Genomic DNA, 25,550 nt, shown 5'->3' with positions numbered 1-25,550 from the left:
TTGAAATATACTAACCTATTACTTTTAGGAAGCAAAAAAATAGGTACGTATCATTTTATATGTTATATTGGATATCTAATAAATTAAATTTTTTACACTAAAGGTATGACATTTTATGCTCGGACAAGAATACAACATTATTGCAGAGTGGAGCCGTAACGCTTATAGCCAAGCTACGGGTGACACGACACTGGAACACGTGCCAGCACGCGTTCAACAGCTTTGGGATGATTTCCATCAGGCGTATCATCTACCAATCAAGGAACAGATTTTAGAATTTGATCGCATTTTAACCGATTTTCAAACTAACCAATGGTCTGTTTAAACAGCAAAAAAGCAATTTCATTAGCCACGCTGGCTAATGAAATTGCTTTTTTATTTTACGCAAACTGCGTATTGACTAGTAATTGTTCATAATGTTGGTAGAGAACGGCATAGCGATTAATGATACTCTTCTCCCACGGCTTTGGTCGGCCGCAGAAATGGAGAATGACCGTATTTTTCATTACCCACTGCATATCAACTTCGCCAAAACTCTTGGCATAATGCACAATATTGTCACGGGTATCATAATTCCAAACCTCCTCTGGGATTGGCAAAATATCCGCTCCGTACAGATAATTTAAGATATCTTGATCGGGTAAAATCAGTTCCCGACCACGCGACGCAATGACATCAAAAATATCTTGCAACCGCACCTGTTGTCGCATTTTATCCAGATCCATCAACATCACGCCGGAATTAAAATAAGCTTGGCGTGTGCCAAGGCGTACATGATTAATCGTTTGCGTAATGCCCGTCAATCCCATGTGACTGGCGGCTGCCAACATATGCCCCGCCAGTGGCATATCATACAATGGTTTAATCGGATTGATCACTAAAATATCTGGATCTAGATAAATGACCCGATGCAAAGTATCCGGTAAATAATCCCCACACAATAGCCGGAAATACATTTCTGGTGGGTATTGTTTGAATTTAGCAGTAGGCGCTTCCGCCCATGCGTCAAGTGGCACCTTAATCGCATGCAAACGAAACCCCAACTGGTCAACAAAAGTCCCCAGCGCCTGCAATACTGATGGCGTAATATTGGCATGTAGTAGCCAAACATCAAAGCGCTGCCCAGGATTGGTTTGCTTAATCGAAAATAGTAACACTTTTAACGGCTTCACATAGTTGTCATCAACCGTCACGAGCAGGTCTATCGTTGCCTGCGTTGTTATCACTTCACTCATTTTTTCATCTCTCATATCTTATATTATACACATGCTAACCGGCTACTTCATGATGAACAGGCAATTATAGTATAATAGAGCGTATTGGAGCGTAATCATGAATAAAATTTTAAAAGAACAATTTCTCATTGACAATCTTTCTGATGATCAAAAACATGTCATCGCTGACATGAACACCTACATTAAGCAACATTTAGCCGGTAAAGAACATGCCGTGGCCGTTATCCAAGGTGCAGCTGGTACTGGTAAATCCGTGGTCCTCATGCAACTTGTCAAACAATACATGACAGACAAACGGTTTAAAACCGCGCTCGTTGTAAATCATCCTGAACTGTATAAAGCGTACCAAGATATGGCCAAAGATTTCCCTAGCCTCAATCCTAAAGCTATCCGCCGGCCAACGGCACTGATTAACGATGCCCAGAAAAATCATCGCCAATACGATGTGATTTTTGTCGACGAAGCGCATTTACTCTATTCAAAGTCTGAACCTTACGCGCATTACCGCGGCAATAATCAGCTGACTGATTTGATGAATTTAGCCAAAGTCGTTGTCGTCGTTTACGATTTTAACCAAGTGTTCCAATCTAAAATGTATTGGTCACAAGAATTACTACGCAAAACGATTGGCCAACATCCTTATCGCCAATTCGATATGGATTTCCAGTATCGCATGGTGGCCAGTCAAGCCCAAGTGGACTGGATGGATCGCCTCACGGCACAACAACCATTGACCCCCTTCCCCAAAGACAGCGATTTTGAATTTGAAGTATTTGCCACGGCTGGTGAACTCTATGAAAAAATCAAGGCACAAAACAAAGCCGTTGGCCTGAGTCGTGTGGTCGCCACCTCTGGTTTCCCACGTATTGATGGTCGCCACAACGTTGAGATGGATACTTTCTCATTGCCTTGGGATGAATGGGATCCGCAGCGTACGCACTGGGCGAAGCGCGAATCATCCATTACCCAAGTTGGCACAATTTATACTTTGCAAGGCTTTGATTTGAATTATGTTGGCATGATTATTGGTCCATCCTTTGGTTATGATCCCAAAACCGATCAAATGACCATTATCCCAGAAAAATATTCCCACAAAGAAATTTTTAAGAAACGCCAAGATATGCAATTTACACCGGCACAATACCAAGATTTCATTGCTAATGTCTTAAACGTCCTCATCAAGCGCGGTAAATATGGTCTTTACCTGACCGCTTACGATGACGCTTTGCGCAAACGGCTGTTAGAACTACAAGCCTAATCACAGCACGCCAACTTATTGGCGTGTTTTTTTATGGCCTTTATTACGACAAAAAAAGCTATCTCATTAAGAGATAGCTTTTTTAAGGATGCCGTCGGTGGGAGTCGAACCCACACGGTGTTGCCACCACTGGATTTTGAGTCCAGCGCGTCTGCCAATTCCGCCACAACGGCATGTATTCTTATGCTGTTTTTTCGTATCAAACAACTATATAAGAATACCAAGAATTAACCAATTCGTCAACCCTTTTTTTCAAATTTAATCTCAGATTTTTCCTGATCGTTGTGAAACACATGATCAACGTGCTTGAGTGCGTTATCTAACAAAATCAAAATGTGTGAATCACTCAGACAATACAAAACCAAACGCCCTTGACGCTGCGTTGTCACCAGTTGCGCTTCACGCAATACCTTTAGTTGATGTGACACGGCAGATTGCTCCATATCGAGCTGTGCCACAATTTCCGAAACGGTATACGAGCGTTCCTGTAACAATGCCAAAATGGTCAAACGTTGGCGATTGCCCAAGACTTTAAAAATTTTTTCTAGTTCAGTAATTGATTTCTTGTTCATATTCCTATTATAACAGGCTAAGCAAATGCTGGATGGTACCGGCATCAAATAAGACATAACTACCCAGCAACACATAAATAATCAATTGAATCCAATCACCATACTTGTTCATGAGGCGATGAACTGGCGCAAAATCAGTAAACTTTTTAGCCAAATAAATTACAACCGTTAGAACGAAGATAAAAATCATCAAAATGGCTGGTAAGTAGGCAAAATTAGCCATCGTAAAGTAAGGAATATAGAGCGCCAAGTTATCAGCGCCACAAGTGCCTGCTGTGATGCCAATGACAGTGATCACAATTTTACGTTTATCCAGTTGGGCTAACTTTTCAGCAACCTCTTCCCCCTCATTCTTTGACGAGAAAAATTTTTGTAAGCCCAGCGCAATTGGCACAAATCCCAACAAACCAAGCAACCATTCTTCAGGCACGCGCTTTAACAAGAGCGCAATCACCACCGCCACAAACACCAGCAACGCATTTCCTAGATAAGCGCCCCAGATAATAGCTTGTCGTTGCGGTTGCGTACGAAATTGGGCAAATAATAAGAGCAGTACCACGAAATAATCTGACGTGGTCCCAATATATGATGTTAAGGCCGTTAAGAGTGTTTCAACCATAAATATCTCCTAATTTTATATGAATTATTTTTCATGTATTATAACATGAAATTTATTTCATGTGTTAAAAACAACGCTATTTTATACTGATTTAATCTCACGACGTTATAGTATAGACAATCAAAAAACAAGTCATCTCAAACAACGACGCGTTTTAGGAAGGTAGGTATTTGCCATGTTTGGCACCAGTTGGTGGGTCCCATCAACGCACGAAACCCCGTACGGGTCACACTTCTCATCGAATAATCTCTCCCAAATATTCTTTTCTCTTAAATAAATCTCTCAAAAAAGACCCCAGCAGCCGCGTTAGGCTACTGGGGTTTCGTGTGTACAAAAAAAATCGCCGATCGGCGATTTTTTTATTATATTACTTACGGGCTACCATTGATGAAATCTTGGCATGACGTGCGATATAAGCGGCTTGAGAACCTAATGATTCCCAGAACCCTTCACGCGAATGTGCGCCAACAATAATCAAGTCTGCCTGAACTTTTGGTGCCACGTCTTGCAACAGTACTTCACCAGCCTTGTCCCCATCCGCAAAGATAGTTGTGACGTTTTCAGCGCCTTTTGACTTGGCATAAGCAGCATACTTGGCTAAATTAGCTTCGATCGTCGCACGCCGTTCTTTAATGGCATCTAAGTGGAGGGCATCAATGGTTGATAGGTCATCCATTTCCAGTACTGAGGCAATAATCAAGTGCGCATCATCTTCACTTGCTTGATGAATAGCATTCGCCAACGCAACATACCCTTGTTCAGACTCATCAACACCAACCAAAATGCGCTTAAATTGTATTGGTTCGATGTTTAGGTTTAATTCACTCATACAGTCTCTCCTTTTTTAACACACAATTAACGACTCATTACCTTTGTCACTAAGTCAATAATAATCTGAAGGTTTAAAATCGTCAAGACAGCAAAGATAATCCAACCTAAAATGGCCATCCAACGTGGGTTAGCAAACTCGCCCATGATTTTCTTTGATGACGTAAAGTAAATCAACGGTGCCATCGCAAATGGTAAGGCAAGTGATAAGAAGACTTGTGAATAAACCAAAAGTTGATCTAACTCAGCTTCGGCACCACCATACAACAACGTAAAGATAATAACTGGAATCAATGCTAAGCCACGCGTGATAACACGACGGATCCACATTGGAATACGCAACCGGATAAAGCCTTCCATGACAATTTCACCCGTTAGCGTCCCTGTGATCGTTGAGTTCTGACCAGAGGCCAGCAAGGCCACCGCAAACAATGTTGATAATACTGGTGACGCAACCGCCCCAGCAATGGCCTTATTGTCCAACGCATCATACATTGCGCCAAACGTCCCAACCTGATCGGCATGGCCAAAGAACAAGGCCGCACCTAATACCAACAACAATGAGTTGATAACAAAGGCTAATGACAACTGAATGTTAGAATCCCACGTCATCAGACGTACGGCTTCTTTTAATTCACCTGGATTTTCACGATCAATTTTACGCGTTTGTGCAATTGATGAATGGAGGTATAAATTATGCGGCATGACGGTCGCACCAATAATACCCAGTGACATCAGCAATGGGGAATCGACCCCAGCTGGGCCATGGGTTGATACTGCTTGCAATTGTGGCAAATAGCCCCCAAACATCGCCACAACATCTGGCTTTGATAAGAGCACAAGATAAGCGAAAATTAATAAGATTGTCAAAATCAATGTCATGACAATCGCCTCAATCTTGCGGAAACCAAATTTCATCAGTAACAACAAGAGGAGGACATCAAAGGCCGTGGTCAGCACTGAGGCAATCATTGACCAGCCAAACAACAAGTGCAAGGCAATGGCCGCACCAATAACTTCGGCAATATCAGTTGCCATCAAGGCTAATTCAGTAATCACCCATAATGCATAACCGCCCGCTTTATTTGTGCGGGCACGTGTGGCTTGCGCCAAGTCTTCTTGCTTAACCATCCCCAACTTACCCGCCATGTATTGCAACATCATGGCAATCAGTGAGGAAATCAAAACAATTGACAACAAAACGTAGTGGTACTGAGCACCACCATTAACAGATGTCACCCAGTTACCGGGATCCATATACCCAACGGCAACGAGCGCACCTGGCCCCGAAAAGGCTAAAAGTTTGCGCCAAAATGAGCCGTCCTTTGGGGCTTCGATTGAACCATTTACATCGCCTAAACTGAGTTGCTCCTCAGTTGATTCGACGAAATGTTTCTTAGTGTTTGCTTGATCTTTTGTTGAATCTTGCATTCTACTTCTCCTTTGGATTTCTCTTCAGGACAAAAACATACGAATTCCGACTAAAGTACGCATTTAGTATTCACTTTTTTTGGCGCAGCTTAACCGTGAGCTAAACGCGTATTAAAGTGCTAAATATTTTTCATAAAGGGTTTCATTCAACTCAGTTGTTGAAAGCTTATGAAAGGTATCTAACTCGGCTATTTACGCCCTAATATATATTAAATATCCCACTTTTCCCCCTGTTCGTCAACACAATAAAAACGCCGGTCATGGCTCACCGACGTTTTTTTGATGTATCTTTGGCTAAAATGATAAACCTAACTTATAACAACTGGAACCGTAAGCCCTTTCATTAAATAATTACATTTGTGTAACAAAGCGTCATTAACGGCATTTTATCCCTGAATTTTGCGTTGTCCACGACATAAAAAAAGCCAACGCTGTTGGCTATACTGTCAGTGTGTCAAAAAAAGTCGTGGCATCCCCAATGATTTGTGTAACAGGATAAGACGTCTCAATCGGTGTCAGATTAATGGCTAATATCGGTGTACCCGCGGCAGCATACTGCAATAACCCAGCAAAAGGATAGACCTGAAAACTCGTCCCGACAATCACAATCAAATCAGCTTGGTTGACCCACGTCACAGCCTGATCAACCGCAAACGGCATTTCTTCATAAAATGTAATCCGTGGCCGCAGTAGCGCCCCATCAGCACGGCGCATACTTGTCAAATACTCAGCCACCGTTGCCGGCCGTTGGTCAACTGGCGCATAAATATCATACAATGACCCATGAAACCGAATTAAGCGTGACGCTACTGTATTGGCTTTAACATGTAAATCATCCACATTTTGGGTGATAATGCGCGCTTGGCCTTTTTGGGTGAATTGTGCCATTTTGTCATGGATGACGTTCGGGGCAGCATCTGGGAAATACATATTCTCTTTCATAAATTGGTACTGCATTTCCGGTGCCACTTGAAACGCAGTCGCTGACAATAAGTATTCCGGTTGTAACGTATTGCCTTGGTATAACCCATTTTTTGAGCGATAATCCGGAATCCCTGATGGTGTGGAAATCCCCGCACCAGTCATGAAAACAATGTTTTTAGCCGTATCAAATTGTGCTTGAATCTCTGGGGTAACCAACATCTCGTTCACCCCTTAGCGCCGTTGGATATATGGCAAGGCAAGCTTATGAAAGAGGTCCCCGACTTTCATTTGATAAAGCGCCTTAAAGAATGTCGCTGAATCTTGATCATCTGGCTTTGACACAACAAAACTATTTTGTGAATCGATTTTTCCCAAGCCAACATAGGCGGACTTCTTTGTTTGGAAATCAATCATTTCTGAATGGTAAATCGTAAAGACTTGGCTGACCGGCAATGATAGTTGACGTTCAGATAGCACACTCATCAATGTGACATATTCCTTGGCGTTCACTGTTGGCTTGCCCCAGGCCGTTAACACCTCATCGACACCACCAAACAACGCGGTCATTTGACGACGGATGTGCCGTGGTTGCTTTAAGTCAGCAGCTAGAATTGGTGCGACCAATTTGGCCGCCGCTGTATACGCCAATGGGTATAACGTTGCCAATTCGGAAAAGTCCGCTCCACTCGCGTCAGCAAATACAAGGGCGTCCAGCAAAGCCAACAAGCGCCAGAGGCTTTCATCATCTAATTCGCCGTTTTCAACCGTTAATTCTGACTTCACACCAGCCAAATAAGCGCGTTGGGTCGCCTCAGTCACAATACCTTTTTGTTGTAGTTCGCGATACGTAATGGCATGTACAACCGTGCGGTGCATCCGTGTGGCGATTTGAATGAGTTGCTGATCTAATGCGTCATCCTGGAAGGTCAACGCAAAAAATAGTTGTGGCGTCACACCATTAAGCGTCAGTAACATTTTTAATAATTCATTACCAAATAGAAAGTCACTTTCGGTACCTTCTGCCAATTCAATTAATAACCGATCTTCAAATAGTTCTTGTGACACGCGATCAATATGCAGTTCATCGGTCGCCGGACCACCGATACGCGTCATCACCGTCCCTGGATAAAGGTCATTGACCGCAGTTAATAATGTTTGAATTTTTGGATTCATTTTCTCATCTCCCTTAGTAGGTTTGTTGCAACGGCTGCATCTACTTGCGCCGCCGCCTGTAATTGTGTGACCAATGTGGCAATTTCATCGTCATGCGCGCCAACCTGCAAGGCTAAGGCACGATAATGCATTTTCATGTGGCCCTTTTGAATACCCCCATCCGCAATCGCTTTGAGTGCCGCCAAATTTTGAGCCAACCCAACAGCCAAAATAATCCCACGGAGTTCATCAGCCGTTTGCGGTGCCACAATCGCTAAGGCCCGCTGTGCTTGTGGCATTGCCGAAATGGCCCCACCAACAGTGCCAACCGAAATCGGCATCGTTAACTGACCTGCCAAAAAGTCCCCATCAATGGTCCAGGTCGTTAAGGACTGATAGCGTCCGCTCTGACTGGCAAAGGCATGCCCAGCCGCTTCAACTGCTCGCCAATCATTGCCTGTTGCCAGCGTCACCGCCCCAATACCATTAAATAGGCCTTTATTTTCAGTTGTAGCGCGGTAAACATCTTGATGACCAAATTGATTGAGTTGCACGAGCCGTTTTGCAACTGCCTGGCCGCCAATACTGGTGATTGGCACCCGTCCCGTCACCGTCACGCATTGTGCAGTGGCATAATTAGATAAGATGGCCCCGACAAATTGTGCCTGAAAGTCTGCAAATAGCGCTTGCTCAGCTTCTAAAATTGTATTGACAATGTTAGCCCCCATGGCATCACGTGTATCGATTGCAAAGTCGACACTCACACTTGTGGCCGACACTGCACGGGCGGTTACCGATAGCAATCCACCACCACGCCGATAAATAGAGGGTTTTGCTTCTTGCGCAACAGTAAAAAACGCCGCTTGTTGACGCGCAACAAACGCTGCCAATTCGTCATAAGCCACCCCAGAAAATAACAATTGGCCAATGAGCGCCGTTCGTTCTGGCAAACGCACTGTCACACCGCCACCTTGATTCAATAGTTTGGCCCCGTGATTAGCCGCGGCAATCACACTGGGTTCTTCTGTGGCCATTGGCACCGTCACATGTCGATCAGCAACGATAATATCTTTTAGTACACCCATCGGCACACGAAAATCACTAATGTAGTTTTCCACAATTTGTGCATTGGTCGCACTTTGATTGGCATGCCACGCTTGCACCGTTTGTTCATCTAAATTCAAAGACGCCAAACGTTCATCTGGCGTCAATTCGTAATATTTTTTAGGCATTATTTTTCATCATTTCTGCAATTAACCCCTCACGCACGCCACTTTCCGAAAAAATAACGTTCGGTGAGTGTATGACTGTCATTAAATTCAACAAGGGCAATAAGCCGCTGACAATAATATCAGCCCGTGATACTTCTAAACCAGCCATGCGTTCACGTTCTGACCGGCTCATTTGACGTAAGTGGGAAAAGATTTGTTGTACTTTCTCAACCGACATATCAAACCCTTGTAACGGCATCGCCGCTTGATTAGGCGACAATTTTTGACCCATTCGGGCAAGTGAACGATTAGCGCCCCCCAACAAGACCACCTGTTGCCCGATATATTTTTTCAACCAAGGTAACGTCTGATACTGTGATAAGATATCGGCACATGCCGCGGTAATATTGGCTTGATCAATGTCATTTGCCAAATGGAACTTTTCCGATAGCGTCACCGCCCCAAAAGGTAAACTAATGGCCGCTTTATCTTGACCAGCCGATACCCCAATTAATTCAACTGAAGCCCCACCCGTATCTAATATAACGGCATCTTTAATCGGTAACGTTGACACCACACCCAAATAATCATAGTAGGCCTCTTCTTCCCCCGTCAACACGCGAAATTGGAGACCTGTCTCACGTTCAACGCGCGCTAAGAACGCTGCTTGATTTTTCGCCACGCGAACAGCAGCCGTCGTAATAGCAATCACGGTTGGTGAAAACGGTGCATAGACCGATTGAAAATGTTTGAGTGCCGCAATCGTACGCGCCATGGGCACTTCTTTTAAAATCTGCTCTGCTCCCATCCCCTGGGCAATGCGCGTATCTTGTTTTTCACGGATAATTTCCGTATACGTCCCATCTTCGTGTAGTGATTCCACAACCATTCTGGCTGAATTACTACCGAGATCAACAATAGCTAAATAGCTCATCTGCCTATCCTAGAAATAATTTATTACTTACTAGTATAACAAATAAGCCTATCAAACGGGCATCTAAGCATATTACAATCTCATTATGAAGACGGTTTGGCACAATATTAAAAACGACAGACCTTTATGATCTGTCGTTAGGGTAATGCTGATCGCTTATTCGTAGGATAACTGGCGCAATGTTGATCGGTTTTCAACAAAATGTGCCCCGATTAAGCGACTGGCCGCAAAGATTAATAGGCCGGTCAAAATGCTAGAAACTGTCACATCACTCAACCAGTGCGCCCCAATTCGCACGCGACTCAAACCAGTTAAAATGCCCATCGCAATCCCAAAAATCGTCATTTTCTTTTGTGCGGAAATGTTTTCTCGTGGGACAAACAAGGCCAAATATAAGAATAACCAACCCGACATCGTATGACCTGACGGGAATGAATTATGACCATTGGCAGCATTCATATGATACCAAGGCGTAAATTCACTAAATGTCTGCCCAGACACGGTCGTCATTTCATAAGGTCGAAAACGCCCCCATAAGGTTTTCATTTCACCAATCATGGTTTGGGCAATGAAAACAGTTGCAATACCAACAACAGCCACAACAATCAGATAGTTCATATCGTCATCTGACTTTTTGTTAAGCCAATTGGCAAAGATCAGTGATAGTGCCGCAGTCAAGATAATCGCCAACCCCCAGCGTAATGCTTCGGGGTAATTTTGTACCGCTGCGGTATTGTTAGCAATCCCCATTGGGACACCTTTTTGAATATTATTTAACATTGAGAAAGTGTAGCTTAGCGCATCTTGCAATAGCGACAACATTTGGTTAAATGCCAAGATAAGCATACCGGCAGTCATGATGTACTTAATCACTACATCATCGATCCGGCGCCAAATAAACCACGCAATCACTTCAGCAGCGGTGAAAGTCACGACTTGTGCCCCTTGATCCGCATAGTTTTGAAACAAATTACCAAAAATTGAGTTTTGATCCATGATCACTTGCGTCACATTTTTATCAAAAAATGTTGCAATCACTAATGATAACGCCCCGATACCTAACAAAACGAGCACCACCCGTTTTTCCGCCGGTGTCGTGTGAAAGACGTGCCGTTTGTGTCGTTCACCAAATTGAACGTCGTGGTATTGTAAAGTATCCCCTGCTACCTGCATGAGCCATCTCCATTTCTTTTATTCAACACCTTTATTGTACCCAAGCATTATCGTTATTACGTCAGCAATATATCTAGAAGACGTAAAAAAACGATTACATCTGTAACCGTTTTTTGTTTATTGCGGATCTAGTGTTTCGTTAATCACGTTAAGATTTCGCTCAGCAATCCAGTAATCAGACGCTGGTACCGCACTCCCAAACTGCGTCCCAGTCTTTTTAGCCGGTAAGTCTAGTGATTGTCGTAATTTATTCGTCACACGTTGTTTCTCCGATTCAGGTACCATTTGGTAACTAACCCCAGCATACATGTCACCAACACCTTGCATATGTTCAGACACTTGCTTTTTAGTTGCCGGCATATATTTCTTGGCTAGATTCATCAGATCATTGTAAGTCATATCGGTTTCAACGTTTGTTGCAATCGAGGCCATAAACTTGTCGTTCAACAGCGTTGATACACTAGCTGATTTTTTCAGTAATGCTTGCAAAACGAGACGTTGCCGTAACTGGCGACCATAATCGCCTTGCGGATCTTCATAACGCATTCGCGAAAATGACAAAGCGGCATTACCATCCATGGTGGTATAGGATTTGAAATTTTTACCATCCTTGGCATATTCAAACTGTGATTTGCCCTTAAAGTATTTAAAGGTTTCAGGTGTTGTATCTGCTTCTGGCGTATAAGTAAAAGTCAATGGGGAGACCACTTGCACACCGCCAACTTGATCAATCAACTTTTCTAAACCACCCATGTTCACCAACACATAAAAGTCAATCGGCACGTTTAGATAGTTTTGTAAGGTCGTGATTGTCGCACCCACCCCAGCAATTGGAAAGGCTGCGTTTAACTTTTGTGGGAAAGTCGATTCTGCTCCAGCAATGGCGACCATGATATCCCGTGGAATCGACATCATCGTCGTTGTTTTCGTCTTTGGGTTCACCGTAATGAGCATCATCGAGTCAGTTAAGCCAGTACGATCACGCTTTAACGCCCCAGTATCAGTCCCTAAGACAAGCATTGAAAACGGCTTCCCCGCTTTCAAGAGATCAGTGACATTACGTGCTTTGGTAACATCAGCACTACGATACATCTTATCCACTGACTTGTGGACGTTACCTAAAATCGTAGCAAAGACGATCCCACCAATAATACCGAGTACCACGATTAATCCCAATAACCAGCGCCACCATTTACGACGCCGACGCGGCTTTTTTGGTGGCTGCCCGCCACCATTTGGCATCTGTGGTGTTTGTTGCTGTTGTTCACGCCGTGCTGACCGGCTCATGATTTCATTGTCCATACTGGCCCCCAATTAAATATTTAATCATTATACCACTAAAAATTAAAGGGTTGACCAATCGCTGGTTTGAAGCCAACACCAGCCGGTAAGTCAGCAATAAAACGCGTCACATCAGCTTTAATTTTTGGAAAAGTATCGTAGTGGATTGGCAGCACGTGCGCTGCCGTTAAGAAACTCGCTGCAATCAAGGCATCATCTTGTGTCATCGTATAATAGCCACCAATGGGCAAAAACGCCATATCCACTGGCTGTCGCAATGCTACCAATTTTAAATCAGAATACAACCCCGTATCGCCTGCAAAATACAATAATTTGCCTTCAATAGTTAAGGCAAATCCTGCCGACATACTAGCATGTCCATCAGTCGTCACCGCATGCCAGGCTGGGTAGAATTTAACTTTAATGGTTGGGGTGAGTTGCACCTCACCGCCAAAATTAGGCGCAATAACCGGCAAGTCGTTGGTCGCCAAAAAATCATAGTGCGTATCTGCTAAGACAACAATTGTGGCCCCTGTACGTTGTGCAATCGCCAACGTGTCGCCCACATGATCTGCATGAGGATGGGTCACGATAATAAAATCAGCCGCCAGTGTCTCAACTAGTTCATCAGCGTGATTTAAAAAAGGGTTTTGCGTGATAAACGGATCCACTAAGATCGTTGTGCCATCTGACACGATCCGTAATGCTGCATGTCCAAAATGTGTCAATTCCATAAAATTGCCTCCTCATACAGATAAAACCAATGATTTTATCGCGATCAATCTCAAAACACTGTTTAACCGCGGCCTGTTAAACGCTTTAGTAACCGGTAAAGCCGGTATTTTGTGCCATTCACCGGTAAAATAAAGTCGCCGACTAACTGACGCGCATGTCCAGCAAATGCTGTTTTAAAGCCTAACACACCATCAGAGCCATCAAACCGGCCTGAAATACCATAAAAATTATAAAGCGGTATGCCCTGCGCCACTGCCCGTTGAATCATCGCATCTTGGATCTGATATGGTGCATAGTAATCCATATAAGCCTCATATGTACCAGAATACAAATAGGTCATTTCTTGTGGTTGCGCAATAAACAGTGCCCCAGCAACAACAACCGTTGCTTGACCGGCGGCTGCAAATTGTTGGTTGGCTTTTTCAACACGCTTAATGTGATGTTGCTTTTGATCATCAAATTCGGCAAATTGCCGCTTAAACTTATCCTGATGCGGATATTTATCAATTTTTTCTTGAATTTTAGCTAACTTTTGATCCAACGCCGCAATTTTGTCGTTTTCTTCCGCTATGTAGCGTTCGAAGTTCAATTCCGCAAAAATAAAGGTCGCGTCGTCACCATAATTATCATAAATCGCCTCATAAAACGATAAGTCTTTATCATGATAGTGAAGCCGGTCTGCAGTCGTTTGGGTTAACTGTTTAAACGCCGGTAACTCTTCCCGTGATAATTCGCGTAATTGAATGCCAAATTGCTGATTCTTCTTTAAATAATATTGTGCGTTCTTCGTGTAAGATTGGCGAATCTCTCGCTCATTATCTAAGCCAGCTAATGGCTTCACATATTCCCAAGTTGGCGACCCAGTAGTTGACATACCAAATTGGAATGGCTCATGTGTGAAGCCTGCAGTCGTCATCATCGTTAAGAACTGATCATTTGTACCGCCAATTAATTGCCCCTTATCATCCGTATCGGCATAAGTGATATTCGGACGCCAAATGATATAGAGCGCCCCTTGCTTTTTAGCAAAACGACGCACCGACCGAGCAAAAAATGCCAGCAACTCACGATCATTGAAATCCATCAACGGCCCACGATCAAACAGATAGACCTGTCCAAAACGTGTCATTTCGGTGGTGACTAATGCCGCCGCAACGATTGTGTCATCATCTTTAACACCCAACAAAAATGCGTCACGCTGGCGTTGACGCAAAAGGTGATATTGTAAAACAGATTGCGTATAGCTACCCAATGGCTGCTGTAATTCAAATTGGTTATATTCTTCTGGTGTTAGTGTTGTAAAGACTAATGTCATAAGACTATGTTCCTCTACCTACTATTATACAAAAAAAGACGCCGACAAGGGCGTCTTTAAAGATTTTATTAGTATTGACCAACGTTAGATACGGCAACAATTGTGCCACCAACAACACCAAAACCAACTGATGTTGCGCGTGGGTTAGTGACCCACATACGGTGCCCTGGTGTACCATTTGTCATCATGCCTGTTTCGTTGTACCAAGCACTGATTACTTGGTTGAAACCAAAACCAATGGCAACGACTTCACCATTTGTACGGAAGTGGTTTGTTGGCAAACCACCATTTGCAACAGCGTTGTAAGCACGTGATTGTGCTTGCGCTGACAAACCAGCATCCAAAGTTACTGGACGTAGTCCCAATGACGCACGCAATGCGTTCAATGAATTCAACATCGTTGCTGCAGCTGAGTTACCGGCTGTTGAAACTTGCGTTACTTGTGGTGCTGCTGGCGCTGGGGCTGCAGGAGCTGCTGGGGCAGTTGTGCCACCATTAGCTTGATAAGCCAAGTATTCAGCAGCTGTCATAAAGCCATCACGGTTTGTATCAGCCGCTGCAATGTATTTCACATCATCAGGAACACTACCAGAAGCAGCTGGTTGGGCTGGCGCTGCTTGTTGTGTTTGCGCTGGCGCAGCTGGTTGAGCCGGTGCTGCTGCTGGGGCAGTTGCATCAGCAGACAACTTCAATACTTGACCAACCGCAATCAAGTTAATGTTTTGAATACCGTTAGCAGTAGCAAGTGCGGCAACTGATGTGCCGTTAGCAGCGGCGATACGGTTCAATGTGTCGCCAGCCTTCACTGTATAAGTACCATTAGCAGCTGCTGGGGCTGAAGTTGCTTGTTGCGTTGCAGCTGGTTGAGCTAACGCTGCAGCGTTAGCAGTTCCTTCAGTTTGTAATTGTTGCCCAACAAAAATCAAGTTGGGATTTGAAAGACCGTTGGCCTTTGCTAAGGCATCAACAGTTGTGCCATTTGCACGTGCTAACTTTGATAATGTATCACCAGCTTGAACAGTAATTGTATCAGCATTGGCAGTTGCCACACCAGCAACAGCAAATGCGCCGGCAGCAACAGCAGATTTAAGCATAGTGGATGTTTTCATAATATAGGTAACTCCTTAAAAGTTAAAGACTTGATTAAGTATCATTGTTTGAGGTCTTCTCGACAATGATAAGTGTACCAAATTAGCATAACGTAGATGTTGTGCATTCTTTTCACTTCGTTATCAAGAACACAAACATGTCACAAAAAAGTGTTTTAAATGTCTTTTGTGACAATTACATTTCTTTTTGGTTTCAAACCAAATCTAAAGGACTGTTCCAGCAAATGTCGGATACCAACTCTGACTCAGCGTTTGAATCTTAACCTGGGCGTCATTCTCATCAACAGCAATGTAATGACTGCCACCGACATAGATGCCAACACTATAAGGCTGTTCGGGAATCCCCCAAAACAACAAATCTCCGGGCCGCGTATTTTCAACGGTATTGAGTTCATACACATCATAAAGTAAATCAATCAGGTCTTGTGACCAGTGACCCGTTTGACCATCAGCTTTGATGTTGGATGTATTCATGACAAAAGCAACAAACGCACCTGAGGACTGGTATGTTTTCCCCAACTGCGTTAGTGCGATATCTAGCCAATTATTAGCCATGCGTCATGTATTAATATTGACCGGCGTCAGATACACCGACAATTGTGTTACCCACAATACCAAAGCCGACAGCTGAGGCACGTGCGTTAGCAACCCACATTTGGTGTCCTGGTGTGCCATTTGTCATCATGTTGGTTTCGTTGTACCAAGCATTGATCACTGTACCGGCACTCCAACCAATGGCAACAACTTCACCATTTGTACTGAAGTGATTTGATGGTAATCCACCATTATTCACGGCGTTGTAGGCACGTGCTTGGGCACGGGCTGACAAACCGGCATCCAAACGAACTGGCGCCAAACCAAGCGCTGCACGCTTTGCATTCAATGAGTTCAAAATCGTTTGAACAGCTGAAGAAGCGACTGGTGCCGCTGCTTGTTGTGTTGAAACGTTTGTAACACGGGCTACTGGTTGTGCTGGTGCAGCCGTTGCGCCACCATTAGCCTTATAAGCTTGGTATTCAGCAGCTGACATGAAGCCGTCTTTGTTTGTGTCAGCAGCAGCGATGTAAGTCACATTTTCAGGCACACTAGCAGCTGCTGGCGCTGCTTGTTGTGGTTGTGCAGCAGCGGCTGCGCCTCCGTTAGCTTGATAAGCTTGGTATTCAGCAGCTGACATGAAGCCATCCTTGTTTGTATCAGCGGCAGCAATATACGTCACATTTTCGGGCACACTAATAGCTGCTTGTTGTGATTGTGCGGCAGCAGCTGCGCCACCGTTAGCTTGATAAGCTTGGTATTCAGCAGCTGACATGAAGCCATCTTTGTTTGTATCAGCGGCAGCGATGTAAGCCACATTTTCAGGCACTGTCACTGTTTCGGCTGGCTTGGCAGCTGTTTGATTCACATCGCCACCATTTGCTTTAAATGTGTTGTATTCGTCAAGTGACATGAAGCCGTCTTTGTTAGCGTCGGCAGCAGCAATGTATGTCAAATCTTGTGCTTGTTCAGCTGCCGTTACTGTTGGTGCAGTTGCTACTGGTGCTGCTTTCAATGCCAATGTTTGACCAGTCACGATCAAATCAGCTGATGACAAACCGTTAAGTGCCTTAAGCGTTGCCACATTCACACCTGTGTGTTCGGCAACCTTCGACAATGAGTCACCAGCTTGTACTGTATAAGTTGTCCCATCAGCTGAAATAGCAGCTGGCTTGGTGTCAGCAACTGTCAATGTTTGTCCGGCAATAATCAAGTTGTGATCACTAATATTGTTTACTTTAGCTAATTCATCTGTTGTTGTGTTATTTGCTTGAGCAATACCACTCAAAGTGTCGCCTGCCTTAACTTCCACTGTATCAGCTGAAGCAGCAGCGTGACTGCCAACAAGTGCTGCAACACCTGCAGCTGTTGCCAACATTGTTTTCTTTAATTTATTAACCATTGCGATATTTACTCCAAAGATTTAGATTTCATTATAATTATTAATTTTTAGATTTGTCTTTATACAAATCTTAAGAACATTTACTAGTATAACGGTAGAGTATAACGCCAATATTGATCGAATTTATCAATCATGTAACTTTGTTACAGAACCGTTACAATAATCCATAAACCTTGTCATAACAACATTTGCCGCCCTTTAAATTCAAATTTTGCACGCCTTTTTGGACAAAAAAAACACCATAATTCGGTCAATTTTTGATCCGATTACGGTGTTTTTTTAATCTTTTAATTTATTAGGCGTCTTAACCTTTTCTTTAAAATTCCAAAAGTAAGCTACCATAGGTGAACCCAGCACCAAATCCAGTTAATAACACACGTTTGCCAGTAAGATCAACTGTCTGATTGAGTTCATCTAACCCAATGGCAATCCCTGCTGACGACGTGTTCCCATTATGTACCACATTTGTCGCAAATTTCGCCATCGGTTCATCAAGGGCATTGGCAATGTATTCAATCAGACGCAAATTCGCCTGATGCGGAATGAAATAATCCACATCCGCCGGCGTTAAACCATGGCCGGCCAAAAAATGACGAATATGTTGTGGAATGCGGGTTGTGACTTCATCAAAAACAGCCCGACCCATTTGTGAAAAAGCGTCAATTTTTGGATAATTGTCAGCCGACAAGGTCTTCAAAGGAGCAATGCGACCAGAATGGACGACATCGGCATCCCCAATTGTATGCATCTTTTCACCGACAACCACACCATCTTCCGCAACAGCTGTCAACACCACAGCGCCAGCACCGTCACCAAAAAAAACCGTACTTGTTCGGTCGGTAAAATCCATCATTTTAGAATTGACTTCTGCTGAAATAACCAAGGCATTGCGATACATCCCTGAACGCATAAACTTATCCGCAGTACTGAGTCCGAAAACAAACCCAGCACAAGCGGTCATAATATCATACGCCCACGCATTATCAGCTTTCAAGTTACGCTGCACTAAGGCTGCAGTTGATGGCGCTAAACCATCTGGTGTAAAAGTCGTGACAATAATTAAATCAATGTCTGCTGCTGTCAGTGACGTTTTAGCCAAAGCGCGCTCCGCCGCTTTTGTAGCCAAATCACTGGTATTTTCACCTTGTAATGAAATATGTCGCGTTTTAATCCCTGTGTGTGATTGAATCCAATCATCACTTGTATCCATAATTTCAGCAAGATCATCATTTGTCACAATATCACTTGGGACATAATGCGCACTTGCTAATATTTTACTTCCGGGCATCGTTATTTCCCCTCTAAACAGCTGTAACGGGGCATGCCATTTATCAAATTCAGACACATTGGTCATCACATTGACAAACGTTACCACGTTACACCCTCTTTTTATACTTATATTATTGTAGCGGATTTTATATAATACGCAAGTTGTTTGCCGTGTCACGCCATATCATGGTGGTTTGCACGGGTTGCGTGTCGTGCCAGTTAAACATGTCATAGACACTCATGGCTAAGACATCCGTTGATTCAAAAGCAGCGTGTAACCGACTGCCAACGGGTAAAATGCCTAACAAATCACGCCACAAATCGTGTAACGTTCCCACATCATCCCCAAATGTCCATTGAAGTTCATACTGATCATCGGCTTTAAAGACTAATATAGCGGCAACCACATGTTGTTTTGCCAATCTCACAATACTATACTCAGGATCAAAATCCTGATGACCAAAGAGCCATTTTGAATAGTCAACGTTTGCTACTGGTGGATTGAAGCGATGGGTACGTTCATAATGATCGCGCAGTAATAGGACGAGTTCTGTTTGTAAATCACTATCTAAATCAGCCACCGGCACCACCGGTTCGCCAGAAAAATCTCGAATATTTAATGTCGCAAAATAGGTTTGATTCACACTTTCAAAGCCATTATCAGCCAAAAACCCCCGACTGATTGGATTGGCAACAGACGCTATGAGTCCCTTTTTTTGTTGACGGGCACGTGCTTGTAGTGCCCAAAGTGTGGCCGCATCGAGATCATCCACTTGTGTGAGTTGATCGTACTGCGGATGATCAGGATCGGAAATAACCGTCATTGTCATAGGCTTTACCCTGTCTCTATCCATTCACCAACCAAAAAATCAGTTCAGAAATCTGAACTGACTCTTTAGTGGTTTACTTAGTTGCCTGTAAGGCTTGTAAACGTTCTTGTGTTGCAGCTAACTTCGCTTGCCAATCGGCTAGCTTTTCTCGTTCAGCGGCAACAACGGCTTCCGGCGCTGAGTTGACAAACTTTTCATTGCCTAGCTTGCCTTCAGCACGCTTTACTTCGCCAGTGAACTTCTTCACTTCACCTGACAAACGCGCAATTTCTTCATCAATGTCAATCAATTCAGCCAATGGCACGTAAATTTCAGCCCCTGAAATGACTTGTGACATCGCCAAGTCTGGTGCGACAATATCGGCGCCAATCGTTAACGACTTTGGATGAGCAAAACGATTAATATAATCCGCGTTATCTTGGAAAATCTGAACCAATCCAGCATCTGCTGTCTTAATCAACAAATCAATTTCCGTTGACATTGGTGCATTGGCTTCTGAACGAATATTACGCACAGCCACAATCAAGTCTTGTAATGACTTAAAGGCTTTTTCAGCCGCCACATTCGTTAATTCTTCGTGAACAACTGGATAACGGGTCACGGAGAAGTCCGCGTTTTGACCCGCTTGAGCTGGCATTTCTTGCCAAATGGCTTCTGTCACAAATGGCATAATCGGTTGCAAAAGACGTAATGTTTGGTCAAGGACATAGGCCAATGTTTGTTGTACTGGCGCCTTGTCTCCATCACCGTTCAACGTTTCCTTTGTCATTTCAATATACCAATCGGCAAAGTCTGACCAGATAAAGTTATACAATTCACGGCCAGCTTCACCAAATTCGAACTTGTCAAAGTTACGGGTCACATTTTCAACGGTCGTGTTCAAACGTGACAAAATCCATTGATCAGCGAGGGTCAGCTTATCCAAATCAGGTAATGTTGATGGGGTATCTTCTGACAAATTCATGATGACATAACGGGAAGCATTCCAAATCTTATTGATAAAGTTCCAAGCTGCATCCATTTTGTCATAAGTGAAACGCACATCTTGGCCTGGCGTTGAACCCGTTGCTAAGAACCAACGCAACGCATCGGCACCATACTTTTCAATCACGTCCATTGGGTCAACACCATTGCCCAATGACTTTGACATTTTACGGCCCTCACCATCACGAATTAAGCCGTGAATCAAAACATTTTTAAATGGGCGTTGGCCAGTAAATTCTTTTCCTTGGAACATCATCCGGGCTACCCAGAAGAAAATAATGTCATAACCCGTCACCAACGTGTTAGTTGGATAATAACGGGCATAATCACCGGTTGTATCTTCTGGCCAACCCATCGTTGAAAATGGCCACAAGGCTGAACTAAACCAAGTATCTAAGACATCTGGATCGCGTTCCCATCCTTCACCTTCAGGCGCTTCTGTGCCCACGTAGATTTCTTCTTGGTCAGTACCCTTATGCTTGTACCAAGCCGGAATTTGGTGTCCCCACCAAAGTTGACGTGAGATAACCCAATCGCGGATGTTTTCCATCCAACGCGTAAAGGTATCTTCAAAACGTGCTGGGATAAATTCAACTTTTTCATCCGGATTTTGTTGCATCGCCAACGCTTGTTCAGCCAATGGTGCCATTTTCACAAACCATTGTGTTGATAAACGCGATTCAACCGGCACACCAGTTCGTTCAGAATGACCAACGGAGTGTACAATTGGTTCAACATTTAACATGTAGTCGCCAGCTTCAAGATCTGCCACAATCGCTTGACGTGCTTCAAAACGTTCCATGCCATTATATGGGCCAGCTAACTCGTTCAAATGACCATCATCTGTCATCGTGTTGATCCGTTCCAGATCATGGCGGTTACCAACTTGGAAATCATTAGGGTCATGGGCGGGCGTGATTTTAACCATCCCAGTCCCAAAGTCTTTTTCAACGTATTCATCGGCAATAATTGGAATTTCACGGCCGACAAGCGGCACCATAACTGTCTTGCCAATTAAATCCTTATAACGCTCGTCACTTGGGTGAACGGCCACAGTCACATCCCCAAACATCGTTTCTGGTCGTGTTGTGGCAATTTCGATGTAGTCTTTACCATCAAATGTCGTGCCGTCAGTAAATGGGTACTTCACGTGATAGAATGCGCCTTCATCATCTTGATAAATAACTTCGATATCCGATAAGGCTGTTCGTGCTTGGGGATCCCAGTTAATGATATATTCACCACGATAGATCAAGCCTTTATTATAAAGGTCGATAAAGACTTTGTTGACAGCCTTGTTCAAGCCCTCATCTAACGTAAAACGTTCGCGGTCAAAGTCGAGTGACAGCCCCATCTTACCCCATTGTTGCTTAATCGTGGCTGCGTATTCATTCTTCCAGTCCCAGACTTGTTCAACAAACTTTTCACGGCCCAAGTCATAACGTGAGACACCTTCACCACGTAAACGTTGTTCCACTTTGGCTTGCGTAGCAATACCGGCATGATCCATACCTGGCAACCATAACACATCCATGCCTTGCATTTTCTTTTGACGAATAATCATGTCTTGCAGCGTTGTATCCCAAGCATGCCCCAAATGCAACTTACCCGTGACATTTGGTGGTGGGATTACAATGGCATAAGGTTCTGGTTCTTGCCCCTGAATGGCTTGGTTAGATTCTGGTGCAAATAACTTTTTTTCTTGCCAATGGTCGTAACGGCCTGCTTCAACAGCCGTTGGGTCATATTTTGTTGACATATCAATGTCGCGCATACTATTCTCCTTTTATTGATGATACAAAAAAAATCGTCCTAAAAAATATATTAGGACGATTTTCACCGTGGTACCACCTGTATTGCTGATCGTCTGTTTTTAGCACAATGATCAGCCACTCTTATTATTCAACTTGTTAACACTTAGCAACCTTGGGCATTAACATGACTGATTCACAGCACCATCAGCTCTCTGGGCATGTATTTGCTTAATCCTCTAAGATAAGCATTATCTTACTAGAATTTCAGCCGTTCGTCAAGTCTTTGCTTAGGTGACGCTATTTGTCGTATATAGGCTACCGGATTAAATACCGCATTTAACAACGGCCATTTTTTCGTGCCATAAATCACTATGAGACTGGTTCCCCAAGCAAAAGCAACCAACAGCACTAGCAACAAGGCATAATGGTTAACGCCTAGTTTTAGTAGGAGTACTCGCCCAATCGAAGCCATCGGCGCATGCACCAAATAGATAATCAGTGAATACCGCCCATACGTTGTAAAGTATCTGCTCACGAACCCACCACGATTTTTTTGGTACAAAAAAAGAAATAGTGGCACACTAGCCAATTTAGCCCAGACATCAGTTGTCGTCATCATATCAGTCGCAAACCAGTCATGCCCTTGTTGCATTTGCCAAGCTAACCCACCAACAAACAAGAAACCACTCAAACTGACCGTTAACCAATGGGTCAACCAGGTCGGATATCGCTTGAAAACATAACCGATATAAAAACTGCTCGTCCACATCAAGACGCCCACTAAAGCATAAGGCAATGCTGTCGTATGTGTGACGGCAAGCCACAAAAACAAACTATAAATGACGCCCTGGATAAGAAGCGATAAACGCAATAACGTCAGCAAGCCGACAACACCGTACACAAAAAACAGCACATATAAATACCAGAGATAGCCGATAGGTAACGCATAAATATGTGCTAAATCTTGCCATGAGTTCAGATGATGTACAGCCTGTGAGCCATGCTGTAAACCGACATAAAGAACTGAAAAAATGACATATGGCACCCCGAGATTCACGAGTTTTTTCCCGATACCGATAATATATTGCCGGCCATTTCGCGGTGGCGTATAGACATAGGCAGATAACGCAAAGAAAACTGGCATCACAACTGTAAATAAGACCCCCATGATATCGGTCGAGATATTTTGTTGTGCGGGAAATTGTCCTGTTTTATACAAGCCTTCAACAACATGAACAATGACCACCAAAAAGATGGTTACGCCTTTGGCAAAATCTAACCATGCAATTCTTTTCGATGCCACAGCAACTCCTTCATTTACCAGCGCGTAACCCCATTACTTAATTCCGATACTAATCCGTAATGCCTGGGCAACTTGTTGCATTTCGTGTGAATTGGCATTCAGATGCGCAATTTTATCGCGTAATCGTCGCTTATCAATTGTTCGCAACTGTTCCGCTAAAATGACTGAATCGCGTTTAATGCCACCTAAATGTGCCGGTAGTAGCACATGTGTGGGTAATTTTGGTTTAGAAATTTGTGACGTGATCGCGACAACAATCGTTGTTGGCGAATTAGCATTTCCCACGTCATTTTGCACGATAAGTACTGGCCGTACACCAGACTGTTCAGAACCAATACCTTGCTTCAGATCAGCATAGAATACATCGCCACGTACCACTGTTTGATAAGCTTCTTTCATCATTATTCTCACTTACTATGTACGCGCTCATAGCGCTTTTCATTGATAAATTCTTGGTAATCTCGGTCCAAAAGTTGTTAAAATCTCATGCGGAATTGTTTGCGCATACTGGGCAAAGTCTTCGACCGTGATTTCAGCATCACCATCTTGACCAATTAAGGTGACCACTGTCCCCACCGGATAGTCACGATCTAACGTAATCACAATTTGATCCATTGTTACACGCCCAATCACTTTTTCTTCATGACCATTAACTAACACCGTCATCCCGCCCATTCGTCGGAGATAACCGTCAGCATACCCAATGGGCAAAGTCGCAACCCATTGCGGTTCTGTCGCTGTATAAGTCGCGCCATAACTGACTGATTCACCTGCTTGTAATTGGTGAACCGCCCCAATGCGTGACTTTAAAGACAGCACATTTTTAAGCGCTACTGGCATGGGTAATTCTGGTGCACCTGGATTGTAGCCATACAATACCGAGCCAACCCGAATTGTGCCAGTCTCAATTTGATCATGATGCCACAAAGCAGACCCTGAATTTGCTAAATGCCAATATTGTTTTGGAATACCAACAGCAGTTACCCAAGCGTTAAAATTCGCCACTTGTTGATCGTAATAAGCTTGATTAGTATCATCAGCTGTTGCAAAGTGGGTGAAGACGCCACTCAGTTGCAAACTTGGGGTGTCTAACACCTTGTCATACATTTCCTGCAGCGCGGCCTCAGAATGGGCCCCCATGCGTCCCATTCCTGTGTCAACTGCTAATTGGATCATGAGTTGATCGTCTGAGTTAAGTAGCTGTTCAGCCTCATCTAACCATGCCAAAGTCCCAACAGCCGGTGTCAACCGCTGTGACACCATCACTGGCACATATTGCACGTCTTGAACGCCTAGTAAGATAATATTAAAATCATCGTATGGTACTTGCTGACGTAATGCCACGCCTTCAGCAATCGTGGCTACGGCAAAGTCACGTACCCCAATTTCATACAGCGCAGTCGTCACTGCTACTGCGCCGTGACCGTAGGCATCAGCTTTGACCACAGCAATTAAACGTATGGCGCCAGCATGAGCCATAATCTGTTTGGCATTATATTGTATCGCTGCTAAGTCAACTGTCAGCCACGACGGCCGCATCATTAGTAACTCATTACTATTTGTCATGACAAAACTCCACGTTTCGGAAATAGCTTTAAGCTCACTCTTTCCCAGATTGTTAGCCGTTCAATCACAACGACTGTATTGACGAAATCACCACTATGGGTAATCGCCACATGTATCGTATATGGAAAATT

25 protein-coding genes and 1 tRNA gene (1 of these 26 cut by a window edge) are annotated in these 25,550 nt (G+C 43.8%); 2 read left to right on the top strand and 24 right to left on the bottom strand.

All coding sequences use genetic code 11. The annotated features are described in order from the left end of the window. Positions 1–115 precede the first annotated feature (115 nt). Complete coding sequence (locus FGL80_RS03955; RefSeq protein WP_055308383.1) at positions 116–325, top strand: hypothetical protein; 210 nt, start codon at positions 116–118, stop codon at positions 323–325. Positions 326–380: 55 nt separating this feature from the next. Here the strand turns inward: FGL80_RS03955 and FGL80_RS03950 are convergent, their stop codons facing one another. After that, positions 381–1,235: a glycosyltransferase family 8 protein gene (locus FGL80_RS03950; protein WP_147001814.1), complete on the bottom strand. Its 855-nt coding sequence runs from the start codon at positions 1,233–1,235 to the stop codon at positions 381–383. Positions 1,236–1,332: 97 nt separating this feature from the next. Here FGL80_RS03950 and FGL80_RS03945 point away from each other — a divergent pair, with 97 nt between their 5' ends. Continuing rightward, positions 1,333–2,493, top strand: coding sequence for a DUF2075 domain-containing protein (locus FGL80_RS03945; RefSeq protein WP_147001813.1), 1,161 nt, complete (start codon positions 1,333–1,335; stop codon positions 2,491–2,493). A gap of 89 nt (positions 2,494–2,582) precedes the next feature. Here FGL80_RS03945 and FGL80_RS03940 read toward each other — a convergent pair. The 23 genes from FGL80_RS03940 to acpS form a co-directional block, all read right to left on the bottom strand. After that, a tRNA-Leu gene (locus tag FGL80_RS03940) sits at positions 2,583–2,666 on the bottom strand. 66 nt (positions 2,667–2,732) lie between these two features. Beyond that, positions 2,733–3,065, bottom strand: coding sequence for an ArsR/SmtB family transcription factor (locus tag FGL80_RS03935; protein ID WP_029510288.1), 333 nt, complete (start codon positions 3,063–3,065; stop codon positions 2,733–2,735). A gap of 7 nt (positions 3,066–3,072) precedes the next feature. Beyond that, positions 3,073–3,684, bottom strand: coding sequence for a cadmium resistance transporter (locus FGL80_RS03930; RefSeq protein ID WP_055308386.1), 612 nt, complete (start codon positions 3,682–3,684; stop codon positions 3,073–3,075). Positions 3,685–4,051: 367 nt separating this feature from the next. Continuing rightward, positions 4,052–4,513 (bottom strand): universal stress protein, encoded by a 462-nt coding sequence (locus tag FGL80_RS03925; RefSeq protein ID WP_009999766.1) that lies wholly within the window; start codon positions 4,511–4,513, stop codon positions 4,052–4,054. Positions 4,514–4,539: 26 nt separating this feature from the next. Then, complete coding sequence (locus FGL80_RS03920; RefSeq protein WP_055308387.1) at positions 4,540–5,943, bottom strand: Nramp family divalent metal transporter; 1,404 nt, start codon at positions 5,941–5,943, stop codon at positions 4,540–4,542. 438 nt (positions 5,944–6,381) lie between these two features. After that, positions 6,382–7,086, bottom strand: a complete 705-nt coding sequence (locus FGL80_RS03915) for an NAD-dependent protein deacylase (protein WP_055308388.1) — start codon at positions 7,084–7,086, stop codon at positions 6,382–6,384. Between the two features lie 12 nt (positions 7,087–7,098). Beyond that, positions 7,099–8,040 (bottom strand): hypothetical protein, encoded by a 942-nt coding sequence (locus FGL80_RS03910; RefSeq protein ID WP_055308389.1) that lies wholly within the window; start codon positions 8,038–8,040, stop codon positions 7,099–7,101. Continuing rightward, positions 8,037–9,251: a hydroxymethylglutaryl-CoA reductase gene (locus tag FGL80_RS03905; protein ID WP_055308390.1), complete on the bottom strand. Its 1,215-nt coding sequence runs from the start codon at positions 9,249–9,251 to the stop codon at positions 8,037–8,039. The genes FGL80_RS03910 and FGL80_RS03905 overlap by 4 nt, the downstream gene beginning before the upstream one ends. Beyond that, the gene (locus tag FGL80_RS03900; protein WP_055308391.1) at positions 9,244–10,164 is read right to left on the bottom strand and encodes a Ppx/GppA phosphatase family protein; all 921 of its coding nucleotides are present in this window, start codon (positions 10,162–10,164) and stop codon (positions 9,244–9,246) included. Before FGL80_RS03900 ends, FGL80_RS03905 begins: the two co-directional genes overlap by 8 nt. A gap of 156 nt (positions 10,165–10,320) precedes the next feature. Next, a complete protein-coding gene (locus FGL80_RS03895; RefSeq protein ID WP_055308392.1) occupies positions 10,321–11,337 on the bottom strand; it encodes a phosphatase PAP2 family protein in 1,017 nt (338 codons plus the stop codon). A gap of 117 nt (positions 11,338–11,454) precedes the next feature. Next, the gene (locus FGL80_RS03890; protein ID WP_055308393.1) at positions 11,455–12,639 is read right to left on the bottom strand and encodes an LCP family glycopolymer transferase; all 1,185 of its coding nucleotides are present in this window, start codon (positions 12,637–12,639) and stop codon (positions 11,455–11,457) included. A gap of 35 nt (positions 12,640–12,674) precedes the next feature. Further along, complete coding sequence (locus FGL80_RS03885; protein WP_055308394.1) at positions 12,675–13,352, bottom strand: metal-dependent hydrolase; 678 nt, start codon at positions 13,350–13,352, stop codon at positions 12,675–12,677. A gap of 62 nt (positions 13,353–13,414) precedes the next feature. Next, positions 13,415–14,668, bottom strand: a complete 1,254-nt coding sequence (locus FGL80_RS03880; protein WP_055308395.1) for an aminoacyltransferase — start codon at positions 14,666–14,668, stop codon at positions 13,415–13,417. Between the two features lie 68 nt (positions 14,669–14,736). Then, a complete protein-coding gene (locus FGL80_RS03875) occupies positions 14,737–15,777 on the bottom strand; it encodes a LysM peptidoglycan-binding domain-containing protein (protein ID WP_147001812.1) in 1,041 nt (346 codons plus the stop codon). Between the two features lie 204 nt (positions 15,778–15,981). Beyond that, complete coding sequence (locus FGL80_RS03870) at positions 15,982–16,332, bottom strand: NlpC/P60 family protein (RefSeq protein WP_009999778.1); 351 nt, start codon at positions 16,330–16,332, stop codon at positions 15,982–15,984. 10 nt (positions 16,333–16,342) lie between these two features. Further along, on the bottom strand, positions 16,343–17,713 hold the full coding sequence (locus FGL80_RS03865; RefSeq protein ID WP_055308397.1) for a LysM peptidoglycan-binding domain-containing protein: 1,371 nt from the start codon (positions 17,711–17,713) through the stop codon (positions 16,343–16,345). 316 nt (positions 17,714–18,029) lie between these two features. Then, positions 18,030–19,001, bottom strand: a complete 972-nt coding sequence (locus tag FGL80_RS03860) for a beta-ketoacyl-ACP synthase III (protein ID WP_009999780.1) — start codon at positions 18,999–19,001, stop codon at positions 18,030–18,032. Between the two features lie 127 nt (positions 19,002–19,128). Beyond that, positions 19,129–19,812 (bottom strand): hypothetical protein, encoded by a 684-nt coding sequence (locus FGL80_RS03855; protein WP_055308398.1) that lies wholly within the window; start codon positions 19,810–19,812, stop codon positions 19,129–19,131. A 73-nt stretch (positions 19,813–19,885) separates the two neighbouring features. Continuing rightward, a complete protein-coding gene (locus tag FGL80_RS03850) occupies positions 19,886–22,570 on the bottom strand; it encodes a valine--tRNA ligase (protein ID WP_147001811.1) in 2,685 nt (894 codons plus the stop codon). A 236-nt stretch (positions 22,571–22,806) separates the two neighbouring features. Next, a complete protein-coding gene (locus FGL80_RS03845) occupies positions 22,807–23,853 on the bottom strand; it encodes an acyltransferase family protein (RefSeq protein WP_055308400.1) in 1,047 nt (348 codons plus the stop codon). 33 nt (positions 23,854–23,886) lie between these two features. Further along, positions 23,887–24,252 (bottom strand): type II toxin-antitoxin system PemK/MazF family toxin, encoded by a 366-nt coding sequence (locus FGL80_RS03840; protein ID WP_029510310.1) that lies wholly within the window; start codon positions 24,250–24,252, stop codon positions 23,887–23,889. A 39-nt stretch (positions 24,253–24,291) separates the two neighbouring features. Continuing rightward, positions 24,292–25,419 (bottom strand): alanine racemase, encoded by a 1,128-nt coding sequence (gene alr, locus FGL80_RS03835; RefSeq protein ID WP_009999786.1) that lies wholly within the window; start codon positions 25,417–25,419, stop codon positions 24,292–24,294. Then, positions 25,416–25,550: the 3' portion of a holo-ACP synthase gene (gene acpS, locus FGL80_RS03830; protein ID WP_010002253.1), read on the bottom strand. It continues 276 nt past the right edge of the window; only the last 135 of its 411 coding nucleotides appear in the window; its start codon lies beyond the right edge, outside the window; it ends in the stop codon at positions 25,416–25,418. Before acpS ends, alr begins: the two co-directional genes overlap by 4 nt.

The organism is Leuconostoc lactis, assembly GCF_007954625.1.
Taxonomy (GTDB): Bacteria; Bacillota; Bacilli; order Lactobacillales; family Lactobacillaceae; genus Leuconostoc; species Leuconostoc lactis_A.
The sequence above is the reverse complement of the archived record's forward strand: the minus strand, read 5'-3'. Positions and strand labels throughout refer to the sequence as shown.